The following is an 18,698-nucleotide window of genomic DNA, read 5'->3' on the forward strand; positions in this document are numbered from 1 at the left end:
CCGTCCAGCACATGATCCCGGATGAACTGGTAGTGGGGCAGGATGCGGGTCTCGGTCAGGCCAAGGCCGTTCATCCAGCGGGAGTAGTGCGGGTCGGCGGCTTCGCCCGGTTCCTCGGGTGCGGCGTACACGATGTGGGCGGCGTTCATGCTGCCGGCACTCACGCCCAGCACGATGCCGTGGTAGTTGTGGAACAGCCCCGGCAGGCCCAGCTGAGCAAAAAAGTGGTTCTGGGTGGGCACGTGCCCGCCGCACAGCATCACAAAGCCGCTTTGGGGCAGAAGAGAACCGATCTCCTCGGCATTGCGGGCATCGCAGGGGATGAGCGCTGTCAGGGGCAGGTGGGCGTTCGCAAAGCTCTGGGCAAACACCCGGCACATCTCGTCGTTCTGCTCGTAGGCATAGGGGTCTGCCGCAATGGCAAGGCCCAGCACGGCGTGATCCGGCCAGACGGCCCGCAGGTTCGCCACAAAGTGGTTGCGCGTGTCCAGCACCGGAATATCCGGCCCCGGCTCAAAGGGGCAGCCGCTGGGGCTGCTGGTCAAAAACAATGTCATAATGATTCCTCATAAAAAGTGAATAAAGGCTGTGTCCATTTTAACACGATTTTGCTGCCAGCGGCAGAGCCAGAATCACCAAAAAAATCCCCCGCTTTTCGCCGTTTCGCAGAAAGCAGGGGATCTTATCATGCCTTTCGGTAATGGAACACCTTGTCCTTGGTGAGGAGCATGGCAGCGCTCACGGCCAGAGCCGCCAGCTCGGCGGCGGTGACGGCCAGCCAGATGCCGTCGATGCCCAGAATGGCGGGCAGGATGAGCACCGCCGCGATCTGGAACACCAGCGTGCGCAGGAAGGAGATCAGCGCACTGGTCACGCCGTCGCCCAGCGCGGTGAAGAAGGAGGAGGCATACACGTTGAAGCCCATGATGACAAAGCTCAGGGCGAACAGCCGGAAGGCCCGGCTGGTCAGGGCCAGCAGCTCCGGGTCGTAGCCCACGAAGAACCTCGCCACATAGGGGATGATGACCATGGATGCGGCGGTCAGGGTGACGGCCACCACCGCAATGAGCCGCAGGCTCTTTTCATACAGGTTGTGCACCTCGGCACGGTTGCCTGCACCGTAGTGGAAGCTGACGATGGGCGCACTGCCGAAGGCGTAGCCCACATACACGGCAATGAACAGGAAGCAGGCGTACATGATGACGCCGTAGGCGGCCACGCCGTTTTCCCCGGCAAAGCGCAGCAGCTGGTAGTTGTACAGGATGTTCACCAGCGACAGGGACAGGTTGGTCATCAGCTCGGAGGAGCCATTGATGCAGGCGTCCAGCAGCACCTTGCTGTACAGCTGCGTTTTGCGCAGGTGCAGGCGGCTGGTATTCTTGCGGTCGAGGAAGTAGAACACCGGCAGTACGCCGCCCACCAGCTGGCTGATAAAGGTGGCAATGGCGGCACCCTCTACGCCCCAGCCCCAGACGCCCACCATCAGCACATCCAGCACCATGTTGGTGCAGCCGGCAGCCACCGTGAAGTAAAAGCCGAGATGCGGCTTTTCGGCGGTGACAAAGAAGCTCTGGAACATGTTCTGCAGCGCAAAGGTGGGCAGCGACAGCATCAGGATGCGGCCGTAGCGCACGGCGTAGTCCAGCAGCTCGCCCTTGGCACCCAGCAGGATGGCAATGGGCCGCAGCAGCACAAGCCCCAGCACGGCCAGCACTGAGACGGAGATGGCGGCGGCCAGCAGGAACATGGTAAAGTAGCGGTCGGCCTTTTTCTGGTCGCCCTCGCCCAGCGTGATGCCCACGATGGCGCTGCCGCCGGTGCCCAGCATGAAACCGATGGTGCCCAGCAGCTGGGGCAGCGGCATGATGAGGTTGACCGCCGCAAAGGCTGTTTTGCCCACAAAGTTGGAGACACACAGGCCGTCCACGATGCCGTAGATGGAGGTAAACAGCATGGTGCCGATGCAGGGCAGCACGAACCGCAAAAGACGAGGATAGGTGAAGTGGTCGGACAGTTGGATGGGCTGCTTAGACATGGAAACTCCTTTCTGAGGAAAAACAAAAACGGGCCGGATAAATGTCCGCGAGTGCACGCCCGGCCTCGATCTGTTTCGTCACTACGGCAACGAAACCTCCGGCGGGGCGCTGTCTGCACGGCATCTTATCCGGCCCGTTTCAAATTACGTTGAAAACGGTCCTCCGATGAAGCGAAAAAGAGTATATCAGAATTTATTTTTGTTGTCAAGGCAGAAAAATCAAAAAAATCGGCATTCGAGGGTCAAAATTCATAAACTGTCTCTTTCCAACGTTTATCAAACCTGTTAGAATGATAAAAGTTTTTTTATGGATCCGGAAAGGAGAACTCCTGTTTTGATGAAACGTTTTTATACCGCCATCGTGCGCCGCCGCAGGCTGGTGCTGGCGGTGTTTGCACTGGCGGCTGTGCTGAGCGTGTTCGCTGTGCGTCAGGTAAAGGTGGATTACGATATCAACGACTACCTGCCGCCGGAATCCCCCTCCACCACCGCCATCGAGGTGATGAACGGTGCTTTCACCGGCGGCATCCCCAACATGCGGGTCATGGTGCGGGATGTGACGGTGCCGCAGGCGCTGGAGTACAAGGAGAAGCTTGCCGCCATCGATGGAGTGTCCTCCGTTGCATGGCTGGACGACAGTCTGGATGTGACGGTGCCTTTGCAGATGCAGGACACCGCCACGGTGGAGAGCTATTATAAGGATGGCTGCGCCCTGTTCACCGTGACGGTGGAGGACGAGAAGCGTCTGGAAGCCGTGGCTGCCGTGCGGGATCTGATCGGGGAGGGCAACGCGCTGGAGGGCGCGGCAGTGTCCACTGCCGTTGCCACCAACTCCACCGTGACCGAGGTGGCAAAGATTGCCGCCATCGCGGTGGTGTATGTGCTGTTCATCCTGATCCTGACCACCGATTCCTGGGCGGAGCCGCTGCTGGTGCTGACGGGCCTTGGCGCGGCCATCCTGCTCAACAACGGCACGAACCTCATCTTCGGCACCATCTCGTTTGTGACGAATGCGGCGGGCAGCATCCTGCAGCTGGCGGTGTCGCTGGACTACTCGGTGTTCCTGATCCACCGCTTTGCGGAGTGCCGGGCTGAAAACCCGGATGCCAGCCCGGAGGAGTGCATGGTGGATGCCCTGTGCAGATCCACCGGCTCCATCCTGTCCAGCGGCCTGACCACCGTCATCGGCTTTCTGGCACTGGTGCTCATGCAGTTCCAGATCGGCCCGGATCTGGGCCTTGCGCTGGCAAAGGGCGTGGTGCTGAGCCTTGTCACCGTGTTCACCTTTATGCCCGCGCTCACGCTGGCGTGCTACAAGTGGATGGATAAGACCCACCACAAGCCTCTGCTGCCCAGCTTTGATAAGTTTGGCCGCTTTGTAGCCCGCATCATGCTGCCCATGGCGCTGGTGCTGGTCATCCTGATGGTGCCCAGCTATCTGGCCTCCAACTCGAACCAGTATTATTACGGTGCCGCCCACATGTTTGGCAAGAACACCCGTCTGGGTGCGGACACCGCCGCCATTGAAGAGACCTTTGGCCGCAGCGACACCTACGTTGTATTGGTGCCGGAGGGCGACACCGCCACGCAGCAAAAGCTTTCGGATGCATTGCACGCCATCCCGGAGGTAACCGGCATCCTTTCCTATGTGGACAACGCAGGCGCGTCCATTCCGCCGGAGTTCGTGCCCGGGGATACGCTGGGGCTGTTGGTCTCCGGCGGCTACACCCGCATGGTGCTTACGGTAGATGCCGACACCGAGGGCGATGGGGCCTTTGCGCTGGTGGAGCGGGTGCGCGCCACGGTGCAGCAATATTACCCGGACAATGATTATCTGGCCGGTCAGGGCGTGAGCACCTATGACCTGATGGACACCATTACGGCCGACATGGTCAAGGTGAACCTGTTGGCCATCGGCGCGGTGTTCCTGATCCTGCTCCTCATGAAGCGCCAGCTGCTTTTGCCCATCATTCTGGTGCTCAGCATCGAGACCGCCATCTGGATCAATCTGGCCATCCCGTACTTCCGGGGCCAGTATGTGTTCTACATTGCCTACCTCATCATCAGCTCGGTGCAGCTGGGCGCTACGGTGGATTACGCCATCCTCTTCTCCGACCGCTATCAGGAGTTCCGCGAGACGCTGGGCCGCAAAGAAGCCGTTGCGGCCACGGTGTCCGCCGTGACCACCTCGGTCAGCACCACTGGCAGCGCCATGGCGGTGGTGGGCTTCCTGATGGGAGCCATTTCCTCGAACCAGCTGCTGGGCCAGCTGGGCAATTTCCTGGGCGTGGGCAGTCTGGTGTCGCTGGCCATCGTGCTTTCGGCACTGCCGGGCTTTTTGTATCTGGCCGACCCGCTCATTATAAAAAAGAAAAAACAGCCGAAGGAGGCTTGACCAAGATGAAACATCGATTTGTGCGCCGGGTGTCGGCACTGGCGCTGGCAGTCTGCCTGCTGGCGGGCAGCAGTCTGCCAGCTTTTGCAGCCTCCACTGCCAAGGAAGAGGTCATTTATGCAAACCTGACGGCCTCCGGTGCTGTGACCGGCGTGTACGCCGTGAACAGCTTTTCCGTGCAGGCGGGGGACACCGTTGCGGACCACGGCAGCTACACTGCCGTGCGCAACATGACCACGAGCGATGCCGTGAAGCAGAGCGGCGATACGGTCACAGTGCATGTGACCGAGGACGGCAAACTCTATTATGAGGGCACCATGGATGCCGCCACGGCCCTGCCGTGGGTGGTAAAGCTGACCTATACGCTGGACGGGGCAGAGATCCGCCCCGACGAGCTGGGCGGCAAAAGCGGTGCCCTTTCCATCCGGCTGCAGGTGAGCCGCGACCCGGACTGCACCGGCAGCTTTTTTGACGACTACGCGCTGCAGGTGACCATGAGTCTGGACACCGGCCTTGCCCGGAACATCAGCGCGCCGGGCGCTACGGTGGCGAATGTGGGCAGTAAAAAGCAGCTTTCCTACATCCTGCTGCCGGGCGCGGACAGCGACGTGACCGTCACCGCCGATGTGACGGATTTTGCCATGGACGCCGTTTCCCTGAACGGCGTGCGGCTGAACCTGAACCTCGACCTCGGGAATATGGACCTGACCGGGATGCTGGAACAGCTGCAGAGCGGCTCCGTTCAGCTGGACGATGGTGCCAACGCGCTGGCAGACGGCGTTGCGCAGGTGCAGGCGGGCATCGACACCCTGAACGGCAATTCCGGTGCCTTGACCGGCGGCTCAGCCCGGGTGCGTGCCGCACTCACCCAGATGCAGACCGCGCTGAACGGCATCTCTGCCTCCACCGACGAGCTGAACACCCTGCTGGATGCCTCTACCCAGATCCGGGACGGCATTGCCCGGCTGGATGAGGGCGCGGCACAGCTGGAGCAGCAGGTGAGCTTTGAAGCCTACAAGGCCATCCTGAAAGAGAACGGCCTTGACCTTGACGTGGTAAAGGATGGCAATGCCAAGGCCATCCAGCAGCTGCAGGGCATGGTGTGGATGATGCCGCAGCTCAAGGATGTGATCCTGCTTTTGCAGGGGTCTACGGCCAACATCGATGCCATGCAGACCTATCTCGACACCGTGAACGGCGGAATTGCCCAGCTGCACGAGGGCAGCAGCACCCTGAACGGCAGCTACGGCGAGTTTGATGCCGGTGTGCGTCAGCTGGCCGGTGTGCTTACTGGGATGCTGGGCGATCTCTCGGTGCTCACCGACGGCGTGAACCAGCTTTCCGCCCAGTACGTCCAGCTGGACGACGGCCTGAACGCCTACACCGACGGTGTAGCCCAGCTGAAGGCGGGCGTTGTGCAGCTGGCGGAGGGTGCATCGCAGCTGACCGGCGGCACCGGCGAGCTGCGCAGCAGCGTTTCCGGCATCGACATGGGTGCCCAGCTGGACGGCCTGCTGAACAGCCTTTCCGGCGGCGGGGAGGTGCAGAGCTTCACCTCGGCAGAGAACACCGAGGTGAGCGCGGTGCAGTTTGCGCTGCAGACCACTGCCATCACAGCCCCAGCCCCGACAGCCCAGCCGGAACCGGTGGCTGTGACCCTGACCTTCTGGCAGAAGCTGCTCAAGCTGTTTGGGCTGTATAAAGGCTGATTTTTATGATACGGGGGATGCTTCCCGCGCAGAGAGTGGTCGCGTGTTTAAAGTTTGATGCCTTTTGCAAAATGCATCGCCGCCGGGTATGTTCTCTTTTGCGTGCCAAAAGAGAACCAGAAAAGCACCCGCTACTTTCGAGGCGCGGGGGGCACGAACTAGGGGCTGCACGCCCCTAGTAACCCCAAAGAAGATGGGCTCCATACAAAAAATCCAAGTCGCTTCGCTAAAGGTTTTTTTGTGTTACGCCGATTTCAAGGCCCCTCAGCCGCTGCTGCGGCAGCTCCCCGCAGGGGAGCTGGCGCGCTCGTAAGCTTTGTACTCGAGCCAGTAACTTTGCCGCTATGCCAAGGCCTCTCCCTTTGGGAGAGGTGGCAGTGAGTGTAACGAACTGACGGAGAGGGCTAGCCTGCTTTCTCCCGCGCTGCCGTTTGCCGTCCAGTTCTCTCCCGTGAAAAGCGAAAGCCGGAAAATCCGCAGATTTTCCGGCTTTCTTTCTATAAAAATAATCGTTCCGCTAAAGATGCCCAGAGCGAAGCGGAGGGCATTTTAAATCGTCTGCTTCCCGCTGACATCACTCAAAATGGTATTCCACCAGTTCACAGTTTTTGATGCCCGCAGCTGCGTATTCCTCGTTGGTCATGTCGTAGAAATAGGACTGCACCACCCGGGCGATGCCGTTGTGGGCCACCAGCAGATAGGTCTTATCGGTGTCAGCCTTCAGCTCGTCCAGCAGGTTATAGATGCGCTGGGCCAGCTGCATCATGCTCTCGCCGCCGTCGTAGCGGTCGGCAAAGTGGGTCTTGGAAACGCGGAACTCGCCGCCGTTGCGGGGCGTGCCCTCGTATTTGCCAAAGCACTGCTCCCGCAGGCGCGGCTCACACCGGGCGGGCAGGCCGGTGGCCTCGGCAATGGCCATGGCGGTGTCGGCGGCGCGGGACAGGGGAGAGTACAGGATCTCATCGATGTGCACCCCGCTGGCTTTGACGGCTTCGCCCAGCTTCCGGGCCTGCTGCCGGCCCCGCTCGGTGAGGGGGCTGTCGGTCATGCCGCAGATCTTGTTTTCAACGTTCCAGACGGTTTCTCCGTGGCGGGTGAAATAAAGCGTATGCATGGGTGGCTCCTTACTGGTCGTATCCCGCCTCGATCTCGCGGATGCGGGTGTAGAAAAAGTCGTTGGCAGGGGTGGGCATCCCGTACTTCTTGGCCCGCTGGCGCACCACACCGGCAAACTCCTCCACCTCGGTGGGGCGCTTTGCCAGCACATCCTGCCGCATGCTGGGCATGCCCTCGGGGTTAAAGGTGGGCATCATGGCATCGATGAACTGCACATCGTTGTCCGGCGGCAGGGGCACGCCCTCAAGGTTCGCCAGCCGGATGACCTCCTGCATGGCCGCGCGCATCATGTCCTGTGCTTCGCCGGGCTGGCGCAGGCCGCCGTAGGGCTGGTCAAAGGCGGCTGCGGCCTGATTCAGGCCGTCATTCACCATCAGCTTGTTCCACTGCTTGTAAAGGATATCCCCACAGGGCTCGTTGGCAATGCCGCACTCGTCCAGATAGTCGGCCATGGCCTGCACACGGTCGGTCATCTCGCCGCTGCGCTCACCGAACTGGATCTTGCCCGCCTGATTGAACACCAGCGTGCGCCCGGTGCGGGTGGCATCCATGCCGATGGCAACGCTCCACAGGGTGTGGCCGGGATAGGCTGCGTCAATGTGCTCCTCGCTGGTGATGCCGTTCAGCACGCTGAGGATCACGGTGTCCGGCCCTACGAACTTTGCAATGTCCTGAATGGCCTGCTCCAGCACCGTGGCCTTGACGGCTACCAGAAGCAGGTCTACCGGCCTGCCCTCGGCGGGGGTGACGTAACGGAAGCTGCACGCTTCGCCGTTGCAGATGACCGGCTCGGCAGAGTAGCGGGCAATGCGGTCCTCATCGGCAATGACCTGCACGCCGGGCATTTTGCGGCCGAACAGGATGCCCAGTGCGCCCAGACCGATCAGGGCAGAGGTTTTGATCTTTTTCATGTGTTCCTCCTGTGTTCCTCCTGTGTTTTATGCCTTTTTCAGCGTTCCGTCTGCGGTCAGGACGACCGTGCTGCCCTCGTCGATGCCTAGGCGGGTGAGCTCTTTGTCCGGGTAGGGCAAGGTGCGCCGCTCCCCGGCGGGATCGGCCAGCGTGACATCGCACAGCACCGGCTGACCGGCGGGCAGCTCCTCGCAGCCATACATCTGCTCTTCAATGCGCAGAACGCGGTAGGTAGTCTCCATAGCAGCTAAACTCCTTTTTGTAAATACAGCATTTTTATTATAAAGCTCTGCGCGGGGCGCGTCAACCGCATTTGGCTTGACAGCCGGCCGCCCGGCTTGATAAAATAGGAATGATTTTTGGAACAGGGGGCAGTCACATGAATATTACGGAACTGCGTTATCTGGTGGCCATCCGCAAGTGGGGTTCGGTGAGCGCGGCGGCAAAGCAGCTGTATGCGGCCCAGCCCAATGTGAGCAAGGCACTCAAGAATCTGGAAGAGGAATACGGCATCCGCATCTTTGAGCGCTCGTCCACCGGCATGATCCCCACCGAACAGGGACGGCATTTTATCCGGCAGGCAGAGCGGGTGCTGGACGAGGTGGACCGGCTGGATCTGGATGCCCGCAGCCGGCAGAGCAGCTGTGCGGAGCTGCGGGTGGTGCTGCCCCACGCCACCTACGCTTCCTACGCGACGGTGGATTTTTTGCAGCAGATGGCAGACAGCCAGCAGCTGCGGGTGCATATCCGGGAATCCGGCACCATGGAAGCACTGGACCATGTACTGCGGCGGGGCTATCATCTGGCCCTGCTGCGCTACGCGGAGGAGGATGAGGATTATTACCGCCGCTACTGCGACCGTCACGGCCTGCACCGGGAGCCGGTGATGGAGTTTGAATACCGGCTGCTGACCAACCGCGAAGGCCCGCTGGCAAAGTGCGAAGTGACCGACATCACCCAGCTGAACAGCTATATGGAAGTCCTGCACGGTGATTTCCAGCTGCCCGGCGGTGAGGACAGCGGCCTGCGCTGGCATACGAACCCGAACCGCCGCATCCATGTGTATGAGCGGTGCAGCCAGTTTTCCATCCTGCAGAACCTGCCCAATGCCTATATGTGGGCTTCGCCCATGCCAAAGCGGGCGCTGGAACAATACCATCTGGTGCTCAGGAAATGCCCGGCCCAGCGCCAGCGCATGAAGGATGTTCTGGTCTATCCGGACAGGGGGACCCTGCGCCCGGAGGAGCAGACCTTTGTGCAGCTGCTGCACAAGCAGGCGGCGCTGACCGTGAAATGACCGCCGAAACCGGTTAAGAACTGGCAAAACATCGGAATGCGGAAAAACCGGAAAGCAAAGGAATTTGGCCGACAGCCGCAGCGCTTTATGCGCTGCGGCTGTCTTTTTGCTGATAAATCGAGCAAAAAAGAGACGAAACATCGGCTAAAAAACTTTGCGGCTATATGGCCTTTGATATGCCCCCATACCAGAAGCATATTATCACTTTTATGAAAAATATGTTAACATAGACCCAGAAAGCTGGCCGGGATGAATGGAAAATATGGAAAATGCTTCCATGATTCCGGCACAAAGAAAAAGGAGGTTTCTGGTATGATCAGTTTCTTACTCTGTCTGGCGATCCTGATCGTGGGCTACTTTGTCTATGGTAAGATCGTGGACAACACCTTCGGCCCGGACGACCGCGAAACGCCTGCTGTGCGCATCAACGACGGTGTGGACTACGTTGTGATGCCCCAGTGGAAGCTGTTCCTCGTTCAGCTGCTGAACATCGCCGGCCTTGGCCCCATCTTTGGTGCCATGCAGGGCGCATTGTGGGGCCCGGTGGTCTTTTTGTGGATCACCTTCGGCACCATCTTTGCAGGCGGCGTGCACGACTACTTCTCCGGCATGATGAGCGAGCGCAACGACGGCGCTTCCATCGCCGAGATCACCGGCAAGTACTTAGGCCCTGTGATGCAGAACGTCATGCGTGTGTTCTCGGTGGTACTGCTCATCATGGTGGGTACTGTGTTCGCGGTGGGTCCCGCAGGCCTGATCGTGGAGCTGTGCAGTCAGAGCGGCGCTTCCGGCGTGCTCACCTCGCTGCTGTTCTGGCTCATCATCATTCTGGTGTACTACTTTATTGCAACCTTTATCTCCATTGATGCCGTCATTGGCAAGATCTACCCCATCTTCGGCATCTGCCTGATCATCATGGCCATCGGCGTCATCTTCGGCATCTTCACCAATCCTGCCTACACCATCCCGGAGATCTGGGATCACTTCGGCAGCATGCATCCGTCGGGAACCCCCATCTGGAGCTTCATGTTCATCACGGTGGCCTGCGGTGCTATCTCCGGTTTCCACTCCACCCAGTCGCCTCTGATGGCCCGCTGCATGAAGAGTGAAAAGCAGGGCCACTTCGTGTTCTACGGCGCAATGGTCTGTGAGGGCGTTATCGCTCTGATCTGGGCCGCTGCTGGCTGCAGCCTGTACGAGGTGACCGGCGGCCTGAACACCGGTCTGGCCGAAGCACTGGCCATGGGCCAGTCCAAGGCTATTTATGATGTCTGCTCCAAGACCATGGGCGGCGTGGGCATCGCACTGGCGATGATCGGCGTTGTGGTGTGCCCTATCACCTCCGGCGATACTGCATTCCGCTCCGCCCGTCTGACGCTGGCCGACTGGTTCAAGATCGATCAGGACAGCTACGCAAACCGCCTGAAGCTCTGCATCCCGGTTCTGGGCGTTGGTGCTTTCCTGGGCATCGGCAACGCACTGGGCTTCATCAACTACACCGTGATCTGGCGCTACTTCAGCTGGACCAACCAGACGCTGGCCATGATCGTTCTGTGGGCTGCATCCATGTACCTGTTCAAGGAGAAGAAGAACTACTGGATCACCGCTGTGCCCGCTACCTTCATGAGCGCGGTCTCTTCCACCTACTTCATTCTGGCTCCCGAATGTCTGGGCGGCCTGCTGAACGCCAAGACCGCAGAAGGCGCAACCATCTACAACACCGCCGTTGCATACCCCATCGGCATCATCTTTGCCATTGCAATGCTGGCAGTCTTCCTCCACGCAACGAAGAAGGCAGCCCAGAAGGCATGACACGATATATACAAAGATATATACAAATAATCTGTTGAATAAGGCATCCTCCGCTGAAATGACCTGGCGGAGGATGCCTTGTATTTTGCGGCGTTTCAGGCAGAGAAATCACGATTTGCGGAGAAAATTGAAAACGATTGAGCAATTTGCACAAAAGCGGGCCAGAAAGTTTGGCAGCAGCGGCTTTGACTGGTCCCGGAAAAGGTCTTTACCGGAGAATTAAGAAAATTTGCCGTAAATTCGATAAAAACTCTTTTTCGGTATTCTGCAGGAGGATCTTGTCATATACTTTTTGATATGGGAACTATACCAGAAAAATATTAACCGTTTTATGAAAAAAGTGTTAACATGAAGCCAGAGATTGGTCAGAGCCGTGGTCAGGCACGCAAAATGCTGGCTGCGGTTTGAATCAAAAAGGAGGTTTCTGGTATGATTAGTTTCTTACTCTGTCTGGCGCTCTTGATCATCGGCTACTTTGTCTATGGCAAGATCGTTGACAACACGTTCGGACCGGACGACCGCGAAACGCCTGCTGTGCGCATCAACGACGGCGTTGACTACGTTGTGATGCCCCAGTGGAAGCTGTTCCTCGTCCAGCTGCTGAACATCGCCGGCCTTGGCCCCATCTTTGGTGCACTGCAGGGTGCTCTGTGGGGTCCCGTGGTGTTCCTGTGGATCACCTTCGGCACCATCTTTGCAGGTGGTGTGCATGACTACTTCTCCGGTATGATGAGCGAGCGCAACGATGGCGCATCCATCGCTGAGGTCACCGGCAGATACCTCGGACCTGTCATGCAGAACATCATGCGTGTGTTCTCTGTTGTGCTGCTGATCATGGTTGGTACCGTGTTCGCAGTGGGCCCCGCAGGCCTGATCGTTACCCTGTGCAAGAACAGCGGCATGTCCGGTCTGCTGACCACCACCCTGTTCTGGCTGATCATCATTCTGGTGTACTACTTTATTGCAACCTTTATCTCCATTGATGCCATCATCGGTAAGATCTACCCCGTGTTCGGCATCTGCCTGATCATCATGGCTGTGGGCGTTATCTTCGGCATCTTTACCAACCCTGCCTACACCATCCCCGAGATCTGGGCAAACTTCAGCAACATGCATCCGTCGGGCACTCCCATCTGGAGCTTCATGTTCATCACCGTTGCCTGCGGCGCTATTTCCGGCTTCCACTCCACCCAGTCGCCTCTGATGGCCCGCTGCATGAAGAGTGAGAAGCAGGGCCACTTCGTGTTCTACGGCGCAATGGTCTGCGAGGGTGTCATCGCTCTGATCTGGGCCGCTGCCGGCTGCGCACTGTACACCATCACCGACGGCAAGATGGCTGGTCTGGCCGAGGCTCTGGCTGCTGGTCAGTCTGCTGCCATCTACGACGTGTGTGCAAAGACCATGGGCGGCGTTGGCATTGCTCTGGCAATGATCGGCGTTGTCATCTGCCCCATCACCTCCGGCGATACCGCGTTCCGTTCCGCTCGTCTGACTCTGGCCGACTGGCTCAAGATCGATCAGGACAGCTACGCAAACCGCCTGAAGCTCTGTGTCCCTGTGCTGGGCGTTGGTGCTTTCCTTGGCATCGGCAACGCACTGGGCTTCATCAACTACACCGTGATCTGGCGCTACTTCAGCTGGACCAACCAGACGCTGGCCATGATCGTTCTGTGGGCTGCATCCATGTACCTGTTCAAGGAGAAGAAGAACTACTGGATCACCGCTGTGCCCGCTACCTTCATGAGCGCTGTGTCCTGCACCTACTTCGTGCTGGCACCTGAGTGCCTGGGCAAGATGATCAATACTTACGCAGACGGCAAGCTGGTCGCTTACAACACTGCCGTTGCATACCCCATCGGCATCATCTTTGCAATCGCAATGCTGGCACTCTTCATCTATGCTACCAAGAAGCACACCGCTTCTCAGAAGGCATAAGGATGTCTGCCGCACCGCATAAGCCTTAAACTCTGACACCCCCGCCGCTGCACCCCGCAGTGACGGGGGTGTTTTGACATAACAGACAAACCTTTTGTGCAAATCTTAGCAGCAGAAGGGGTTGCATTTTGAGGGCTGCAGTGCGAAAATAGAACCGGTGATTTTATTTGGAATGGCTGCAGCATCTGCGGCTGGACCGGAAACTAACAGTAAAGAAGGGAACTTCCATGATCTTCAAACCTGCACAGCTGGGTATGGCAAAGCTTGATAAACAGGAGCTGGTGGAGGACAGAAAGTCCTGCAAAAAGATCGGCCCCTGCGGCGTTGGCAAAAAGGCGCTGTACCTCAACAGCTTTTACATCGACCGCCGCTATTATCTGCCCTATGGCAGCATCAGCCGTGTGTTCAAGCGGGTGGCTATGAGCTCCGGCGGCTTTACCGGCAAGGGCATGTTTGCCTCCATGGCCTACCTTGTGGTGGAGTACGACGGCGGCAAGCAGAAGCAGTGCAACTTCAAGGACGAGCGGGATGTGGACAAGCTGCTGGAGGTGCTGGCCAAAGAGCAGCCGCAGATCCATCTGCTCAGCGCAGCCGGTGAGCAGATGCTGCAGAAGAAGGAAGCCGAAAAGGCCTCCCGCAAGCTGCCGGAAAGCGAGCTGACCGACGATGCCCGTCACAGCATCACCGTGCTGCGCAGGGCAAAGGAATATCTGGAAGCAAAGCCGGAAATCGCCGATGAGCTGAGTGCAGCCGAGCGCCGCAAGCGCGCCCAGCTGCAAAGCAAGCCGGTGTACCGCTATGTGGCACTTGCCATCTTTGTTATGGGCATCGTCTCCGCGGCCTACGGCCTGTATGCCGTTACCAACCACACCGGCGGCTATGGCATCTACTTTGCACTGTTTGGCTTTGCAGCCATCTTCCTGTTCTCCAGCTACAACATGCTGCCCACCGCCCACAACAACCACAGCGCCATCATGAAGCGGGCCGAGAAGGCCGAAGCTGCTATGGCAGAATACGTGAAGCACTACCCGAACGGTGCCTTCCCGGTGCCCAGCCATTACGCACATCCCATCGTGCTCAAGCAGATGGCCGATGCCATTGAAGAGGGCCGCGCCGTCACCGTGCCGGAGGCTTTGACTGCCGTGGAAAACCGCCTGAAGTCCCTGAACGCAGACGTGCAGGTGGAACAGGAGGAATACGACGAGGTGGTGGTCATCAAGGCGATGTTCCTGAACCACGATTATCAGTAAAAAGTAAGCAAAGAGGGCTTTTCCTTCGGGAAAGGCCCTTTTGTTTTGCCTAACTTCTTGCACAGCAGAATTGTTCGTTTTATAATGAAAAAGGAGAGTCTTTACACCCACGAGTGGAGGAAACAGCTATGGATATGGTCACCCTTGGCAGCACCGGCATCACGGTGAACAAAAATGGCTTCGGCGCACTGCCCATCCAGCGCATCTCGCAGGAAGATGCCGTCTATCTGGCCCGCAAGGCTTACAAGGCAGGCATCCGCTTTTTTGATACCGCCCACGCCTACACCGACAGCGAGGTGAAGCTGGGCGAAGCCTTTGACGGCATCCGCACGGAAGTGTATATCGCCACCAAAACGGCAGCGCAGAACGCAGAGGACTTCTGGAAGGATCTGCACGTCTCACTCACCAACCTGCGCACCGAGTACATTGACCTGTACCAGTTCCACAATCCCGCATTCTGCCCGAAGCCAGGCGACGGCTCCGGCCTCTATGAGGCTATGCAGGAGGCCAAAGCCAAGGGCATGATCCGGCATATCGGCATCACCAACCACCGCCTGAAGGTGGCCCACGATGCCATTGACAGCGGTTTGTACGAGACGCTGCAGTTCCCGTTCAGCTATATCTCCGGTGAGCAGGAGCTGGAATTGGTGAACAAGTGCAAGGCGGCAAATATGGGCTTTATCGCTATGAAGGGCCTGTCCGGCGGACTGATCACCAACAGTGCCGCAGCCTATGCCTTTGAGGCGCAGTTCGATGGAGTTCTGCCCATCTGGGGCGTGCAGCGTGAAAGGGAACTGGATGAGTTCCTTTCCTATATCGACAACCCGCCGCGTATGACCGACGACATCCGTGCCGTCATTGAGGGGGATCGTGCCGAGCTGTGCGGCGAGTTCTGCCGCGGCTGCGGCTATTGTATGCCCTGCCCGGCAGGCATCGAGATCAACAACTGCGCCCGCATGAGCCTGCTGCTGCGGCGTTCGCCCTCGGCAGAGCATCTCAGCCCCGCAGGTCAGGCCAAGATGAAAAAGATCGAGGGCTGCCTGCACTGCAACCGGTGCAAGGCCAAGTGCCCATATGGCCTGGATACCCCCGCCCTGCTGGCCCGCAACTATGAGGATTACAAGCGTGTTCTGGCCGGTGAAGTAAAAGTTCAGTAACACAAAAGCTCCTGCCCATTCAGACAGGAGCTTTTGTGCTTTATGCGGCAGCTTTTGGCTGCTCAAAAATCCTCATCGATTCCTTATAGCAGTGTGCGAAGTACACGATCTCGGCAAGGGCGGTCAGCGCCCAGCTGCAGGGGTACAGTGCGTACAGCGAGGGAATGGTGTGAAAGTGCGCGAAGATGGTGTATACCCAGATCACCCGGAACACGCAGGAACCCATTACCACAATAATGGTGGGCACCACGGTCTTGCCAAGTCCGCGGGAAGCGGCGATGGTGCAATCCATAAAGGCGGAGATGCAGTAGGCAAAGCCCATCACGCCCACGCGCTTCATGCCGGCATCAATGACGGCGCTCTCGGTGGTGAACAAGGCAAGGAAGGTGCGGCCAAAGAGGAACAGGCTTCCGCCCAGGATCAGGCCAACCCCAAAGGAGTAGGCCAGACTGATGAAATAGCTCTTCTTTACGCGGTCCGGCTTGCCTGCGCCGTAGTTCTGGCTCATAAAGCTTGCACAGGCCATATAGAATGCGGCCATGCAGTCGTAGATCATGGCATCGGCATTGGCAGCGGCGCTGTTGCCCTTGACCATGAGAGAATCGAAGGAGTTGACCCCCGCCTGAATGAACAGGTTTGCAATGGCGAAAATGGCATTCTGGAAACCGGCCGGAAGACCAAGGCCCAGAATGCTCTTTGTTGTGGCGGGGTCCAGATGCAGCTTTTTGGTGTCCAGCACGTAGCAGTCCTGCACTTTGGTCAAAGCGTGCAGGATCAGCCCGGCAGAGACGCACTGCGAAATGGCACTGGCCAGCGCCACGCCCATGACGCTTAACTGGCACACGATGACAAAGAACAGGTTCAGTGCAATGTTCAGTGCGCCCGCAATGGACAGGTACATCAGCGGCTTTTTGGTGTCGCCGATGGCGCTGAACACAGCGTTGCCGAAGTTGTACAAGGCCAGAGCGGGCATACCAAGGAAGTACACCCGCAGGTACAGGATGGCACCGGGCAGCAGGTCGTCCTTGGTGTTCAGCAGCCGCAGCATGAAGGGGGAACCCAGCAGGCCGACGAACAGCAGCACCACACCCGCGATCAGGCTGACGATGGCGGCGGAGTGGACAGTCTTTTCCACATCGTGCTCGTGCCGTGCACCGTAGAAGCGGGCCACCAGCACGTTGATGCCGCCGCTCAGGCCGATCAGGAAGCCGGTGAACAGGCTGACAAGGATGCTGGTGGAACCCACCGCGCCCAGCGCTGTAGAGCCTGCAAACCGGCCTACCACGGCCACGTCCGACATGTTGAACAGCACCTGCAGCAGGTTGGAAAGCGCCAGCGGCAGACTGACCAGAAAGATCTGTTTGGCCAGAGGGCCTTCGGTCAGTGTTTTGGTATGTGATTTCATATTCTCTTTTTATCCTTTAACCTAAACCGTGCCCGCGCACACCGGGGCACACCTCTATTATATGGGCCGCTGCGGCTTTTGCAAGATAGCATCGACATTTCATATTTGATTTTTTTGTGTGGCTGTGCTATACTACTTTATACTGATGAAATGAATATGTGCGATCGTAGCTCAGCTGGATAGAGCGTTCGGCTCCGACCCGGAAGGCCAGAGGTTCGAATCCTCCCGGTCGCACCAAGAATCCCCGACACACTTTCGTGTGCCGGGGATTCTTTTTGTGCGATCGGGAGGATTCGAACAGCACGGCCCTGCACAGCAGGGCAAGCAATCAGCCCAGCGGGCTGTTGCTTAGTGCGCGGTTCCCAGCGTGTAGGAATGTCTAACAACAGGCTGCGATTTACGGTGCGCCGGGAGGATTCGAACAAGGCGGCGGCGCACAGCGCCGCAAGCAAAGCCACAGCGCGGCTTTGCTTAGCCTGCGGTTGCCAACCTGTAGGAATGTCTAACAAGAGGACTACCGTTTATCCGGGGAAAAATCAAACTGTCCTGAAACCCGTAGAACACATTCGTGTTCTGGTTTTTCTTTTTTCAGTGCGCCGGGAGGATTCGAGCTATCCTTTTTTGTTTTTCATCCAGATGCGGTACAGCCCGTCTGTGATGAGGGTCTCCCGGTATAGAATGGGGGTGCAGCATGCTTCCCGGATGGGAATGGGCAGATTGCCGGTGGCGTAGAATGCTGTCTGAGGGCCAAGCTCTGCGCAGAAACGTTCCGCCAGACCGTCCAGCAGGCTGGCGGTGCCCAGTACAAAGCCGTTCTGCAGGCAGGAAGAGGTGCTCTTGCCCAGAATGGATGCAGGAGCCTTTGCGGCAAGGTCGATCTGCGGCAGCTGAGCGGTGTTCTTTACCAGTGCGCTCAGCGAGAGCTGCGGCCCGGGTAGGATCACCCCGCCCACAAGCTCCTGCTTGGCATTGACTGCCATCATGGAGATAGCGGTATCGGCTGAGATCACTACCAGCGGCCCGGAACACTCTGCCAGTGCAGCAACAGCACCGCATAAAAGCTCGGCGCCCAGCTGGGCGGGGTTGTCCAACCGAAGCTTGATGCCGCTTTTCAGGCCGGGGCCGACCGTCAGGATGCGCGCATTGCAGAGGATACGCAAAGCGGAAAGAACCCGGCCGCTCAGCACGGGCACTACACTGCCCAGAATACCGCCTTCAACTTGTGCCGGCGAAGCACCGTGCAGAGAGAGCAGATTCACCAGACGGATGGCGTATTCGTCCACCGTTGCGGCGGTATCAGAGTGCAGCCGTCCACAAAAACGCAGAGTATCCTGCTCGTAGCCGCCCACGGTGATGTGGGTGTTGCCAATGTTGACGGTGAGTATCATAAACAAAGCCCTCCTCTGCAGCGCAATATAATGTATATATAATATAATAGCACACCCGAATAGCGCGCCCGCCGCGGATATTGACACAGGACATGGCGCTTCTCCTTTATGTAATAAGTATAGCTACCTTATACAGGATACGGGGATAACTCCATAATACGTTCTGTGCACAGTCTTGTCAAGAAAAAAGGAGCGTCTTGTAACGGGTGAAAAACAGGGGGGATTCTTTGCTCTGCAAAGAAATTGGAAAAAAGTTGTCAAAAAGTGTTGACAAGGAGGCGGGGGTG

The 18,698-nt window shown here is 58.2% G+C and carries 14 protein-coding genes and 1 tRNA gene; 8 read left to right on the forward strand and 7 right to left on the reverse strand.

Annotated features, from left to right (window positions below; translation table 11 throughout):
- Together DXA66_RS13560 and DXA66_RS13565 are read right to left on the reverse strand one after the other, a co-directional pair.
- Window positions 1–557: Type 1 glutamine amidotransferase-like domain-containing protein (locus DXA66_RS13560; protein WP_118529283.1), on the reverse strand; the 557-nt coding region annotated here is incomplete at its 3' end.
- 128 nt (window positions 558–685) lie between these two features.
- A complete protein-coding gene (locus DXA66_RS13565; RefSeq protein WP_118529284.1) occupies window positions 686–2,035 on the reverse strand; it encodes an MATE family efflux transporter in 1,350 nt (449 codons plus the stop codon).
- Window positions 2,036–2,372: 337 nt separating this feature from the next.
- Here DXA66_RS13565 and DXA66_RS13570 point away from each other — a divergent pair, with 337 nt between their 5' ends.
- On the forward strand, window positions 2,373–4,430 hold the full coding sequence (locus DXA66_RS13570) for an RND family transporter (protein ID WP_118529285.1): 2,058 nt from the start codon (window positions 2,373–2,375) through the stop codon (window positions 4,428–4,430).
- A gap of 5 nt (window positions 4,431–4,435) precedes the next feature.
- Window positions 4,436–6,139, forward strand: a complete 1,704-nt coding sequence (locus DXA66_RS13575; RefSeq protein WP_118529286.1) for a hypothetical protein — start codon at window positions 4,436–4,438, stop codon at window positions 6,137–6,139.
- A 574-nt stretch (window positions 6,140–6,713) separates the two neighbouring features.
- On the opposite strand, the gene DXA66_RS13580 is transcribed toward DXA66_RS13575, so the two are convergent.
- The 3 genes from DXA66_RS13580 to DXA66_RS13590 are packed head-to-tail and all read right to left on the reverse strand — an operon-like array spanning window position 6,714 to window position 8,409.
- On the reverse strand, window positions 6,714–7,253 hold the full coding sequence (locus DXA66_RS13580) for a histidine phosphatase family protein (protein ID WP_005938490.1): 540 nt from the start codon (window positions 7,251–7,253) through the stop codon (window positions 6,714–6,716).
- Window positions 7,254–7,263: 10 nt separating this feature from the next.
- Complete coding sequence (locus DXA66_RS13585) at window positions 7,264–8,166, reverse strand: ketopantoate reductase family protein (protein WP_118529287.1); 903 nt, start codon at window positions 8,164–8,166, stop codon at window positions 7,264–7,266.
- Between the two features lie 27 nt (window positions 8,167–8,193).
- The gene (locus DXA66_RS13590) at window positions 8,194–8,409 is read right to left on the reverse strand and encodes a hypothetical protein (RefSeq protein WP_097776747.1); all 216 of its coding nucleotides are present in this window, start codon (window positions 8,407–8,409) and stop codon (window positions 8,194–8,196) included.
- Window positions 8,410–8,546: 137 nt separating this feature from the next.
- Between DXA66_RS13590 and DXA66_RS13595 the strand changes: the two genes are divergently transcribed.
- The 5 genes from DXA66_RS13595 (at window position 8,547) to DXA66_RS13615 (ending at window position 15,618) form a co-directional block, all read left to right on the forward strand.
- Complete coding sequence (locus DXA66_RS13595) at window positions 8,547–9,464, forward strand: LysR family transcriptional regulator (RefSeq protein WP_165852917.1); 918 nt, start codon at window positions 8,547–8,549, stop codon at window positions 9,462–9,464.
- 312 nt (window positions 9,465–9,776) lie between these two features.
- Window positions 9,777–11,276: a carbon starvation protein A gene (locus DXA66_RS13600; protein ID WP_118529288.1), complete on the forward strand. Its 1,500-nt coding sequence runs from the start codon at window positions 9,777–9,779 to the stop codon at window positions 11,274–11,276.
- Window positions 11,277–11,705: 429 nt separating this feature from the next.
- Window positions 11,706–13,211 (forward strand): carbon starvation protein A, encoded by a 1,506-nt coding sequence (locus DXA66_RS13605; protein WP_118529289.1) that lies wholly within the window; start codon window positions 11,706–11,708, stop codon window positions 13,209–13,211.
- A gap of 227 nt (window positions 13,212–13,438) precedes the next feature.
- Window positions 13,439–14,461 (forward strand): ATPase P, encoded by a 1,023-nt coding sequence (locus tag DXA66_RS13610; protein WP_118529290.1) that lies wholly within the window; start codon window positions 13,439–13,441, stop codon window positions 14,459–14,461.
- A gap of 128 nt (window positions 14,462–14,589) precedes the next feature.
- Entirely contained in the window at window positions 14,590–15,618 is a 1,029-nt protein-coding gene (locus DXA66_RS13615) for an aldo/keto reductase (protein ID WP_118529291.1), read from the forward strand.
- 40 nt (window positions 15,619–15,658) lie between these two features.
- On the opposite strand, the gene DXA66_RS13620 is transcribed toward DXA66_RS13615, so the two are convergent.
- On the reverse strand, window positions 15,659–17,023 hold the full coding sequence (locus tag DXA66_RS13620; protein WP_097774056.1) for an MATE family efflux transporter: 1,365 nt from the start codon (window positions 17,021–17,023) through the stop codon (window positions 15,659–15,661).
- 160 nt (window positions 17,024–17,183) lie between these two features.
- Here DXA66_RS13620 and DXA66_RS13625 point away from each other — a divergent pair.
- Window positions 17,184–17,260: transfer RNA gene (locus DXA66_RS13625), tRNA-Arg, on the forward strand.
- 374 nt (window positions 17,261–17,634) lie between these two features.
- On the opposite strand, the gene DXA66_RS13630 is transcribed toward DXA66_RS13625, so the two are convergent.
- Window positions 17,635–18,411 (reverse strand): type III pantothenate kinase, encoded by a 777-nt coding sequence (locus tag DXA66_RS13630; RefSeq protein ID WP_118529292.1) that lies wholly within the window; start codon window positions 18,409–18,411, stop codon window positions 17,635–17,637.
- Window positions 18,412–18,698 lie beyond the last annotated feature (287 nt).

The sequence above is a fragment of the Faecalibacterium sp. OF03-6AC genome, assembly GCF_003478175.1.
Classification (GTDB): Bacteria; Bacillota; Clostridia; order Oscillospirales; family Ruminococcaceae; genus Faecalibacterium; species Faecalibacterium taiwanense.

Excerpts from the sequence above, each read along its gene's own strand:
- DXA66_RS13565 (WP_118529284.1), bottom strand. The coding sequence starts at position 2,035 with ATGTCTAAGCAGCCCATCCAACTGTCCGACCACTTCACCTATCCTCGT.
- DXA66_RS13570 (WP_118529285.1), top strand. The coding sequence starts at position 2,373 with ATGAAACGTTTTTATACCGCCATCGTGCGCCGCCGCAGGCTGGTGCTG.
- DXA66_RS13575 (WP_118529286.1), top strand. The coding sequence starts at position 4,436 with ATGAAACATCGATTTGTGCGCCGGGTGTCGGCACTGGCGCTGGCAGTC.
- DXA66_RS13580 (WP_005938490.1), bottom strand. The coding sequence starts at position 7,253 with ATGCATACGCTTTATTTCACCCGCCACGGAGAAACCGTCTGGAACGTT.
- DXA66_RS13585 (WP_118529287.1), bottom strand. The coding sequence starts at position 8,166 with ATGAAAAAGATCAAAACCTCTGCCCTGATCGGTCTGGGCGCACTGGGC.
- DXA66_RS13590 (WP_097776747.1), bottom strand. The coding sequence starts at position 8,409 with ATGGAGACTACCTACCGCGTTCTGCGCATTGAAGAGCAGATGTATGGC.
- DXA66_RS13595 (WP_165852917.1), top strand. The coding sequence starts at position 8,547 with ATGAATATTACGGAACTGCGTTATCTGGTGGCCATCCGCAAGTGGGGT.
- DXA66_RS13600 (WP_118529288.1), top strand. The coding sequence starts at position 9,777 with ATGATCAGTTTCTTACTCTGTCTGGCGATCCTGATCGTGGGCTACTTT.
- DXA66_RS13605 (WP_118529289.1), top strand. The coding sequence starts at position 11,706 with ATGATTAGTTTCTTACTCTGTCTGGCGCTCTTGATCATCGGCTACTTT.
- DXA66_RS13610 (WP_118529290.1), top strand. The coding sequence starts at position 13,439 with ATGATCTTCAAACCTGCACAGCTGGGTATGGCAAAGCTTGATAAACAG.
- DXA66_RS13615 (WP_118529291.1), top strand. The coding sequence starts at position 14,590 with ATGGATATGGTCACCCTTGGCAGCACCGGCATCACGGTGAACAAAAAT.
- DXA66_RS13620 (WP_097774056.1), bottom strand. The coding sequence starts at position 17,023 with ATGAAATCACATACCAAAACACTGACCGAAGGCCCTCTGGCCAAACAG.
- DXA66_RS13630 (WP_118529292.1), bottom strand. The coding sequence starts at position 18,411 with ATGATACTCACCGTCAACATTGGCAACACCCACATCACCGTGGGCGGC.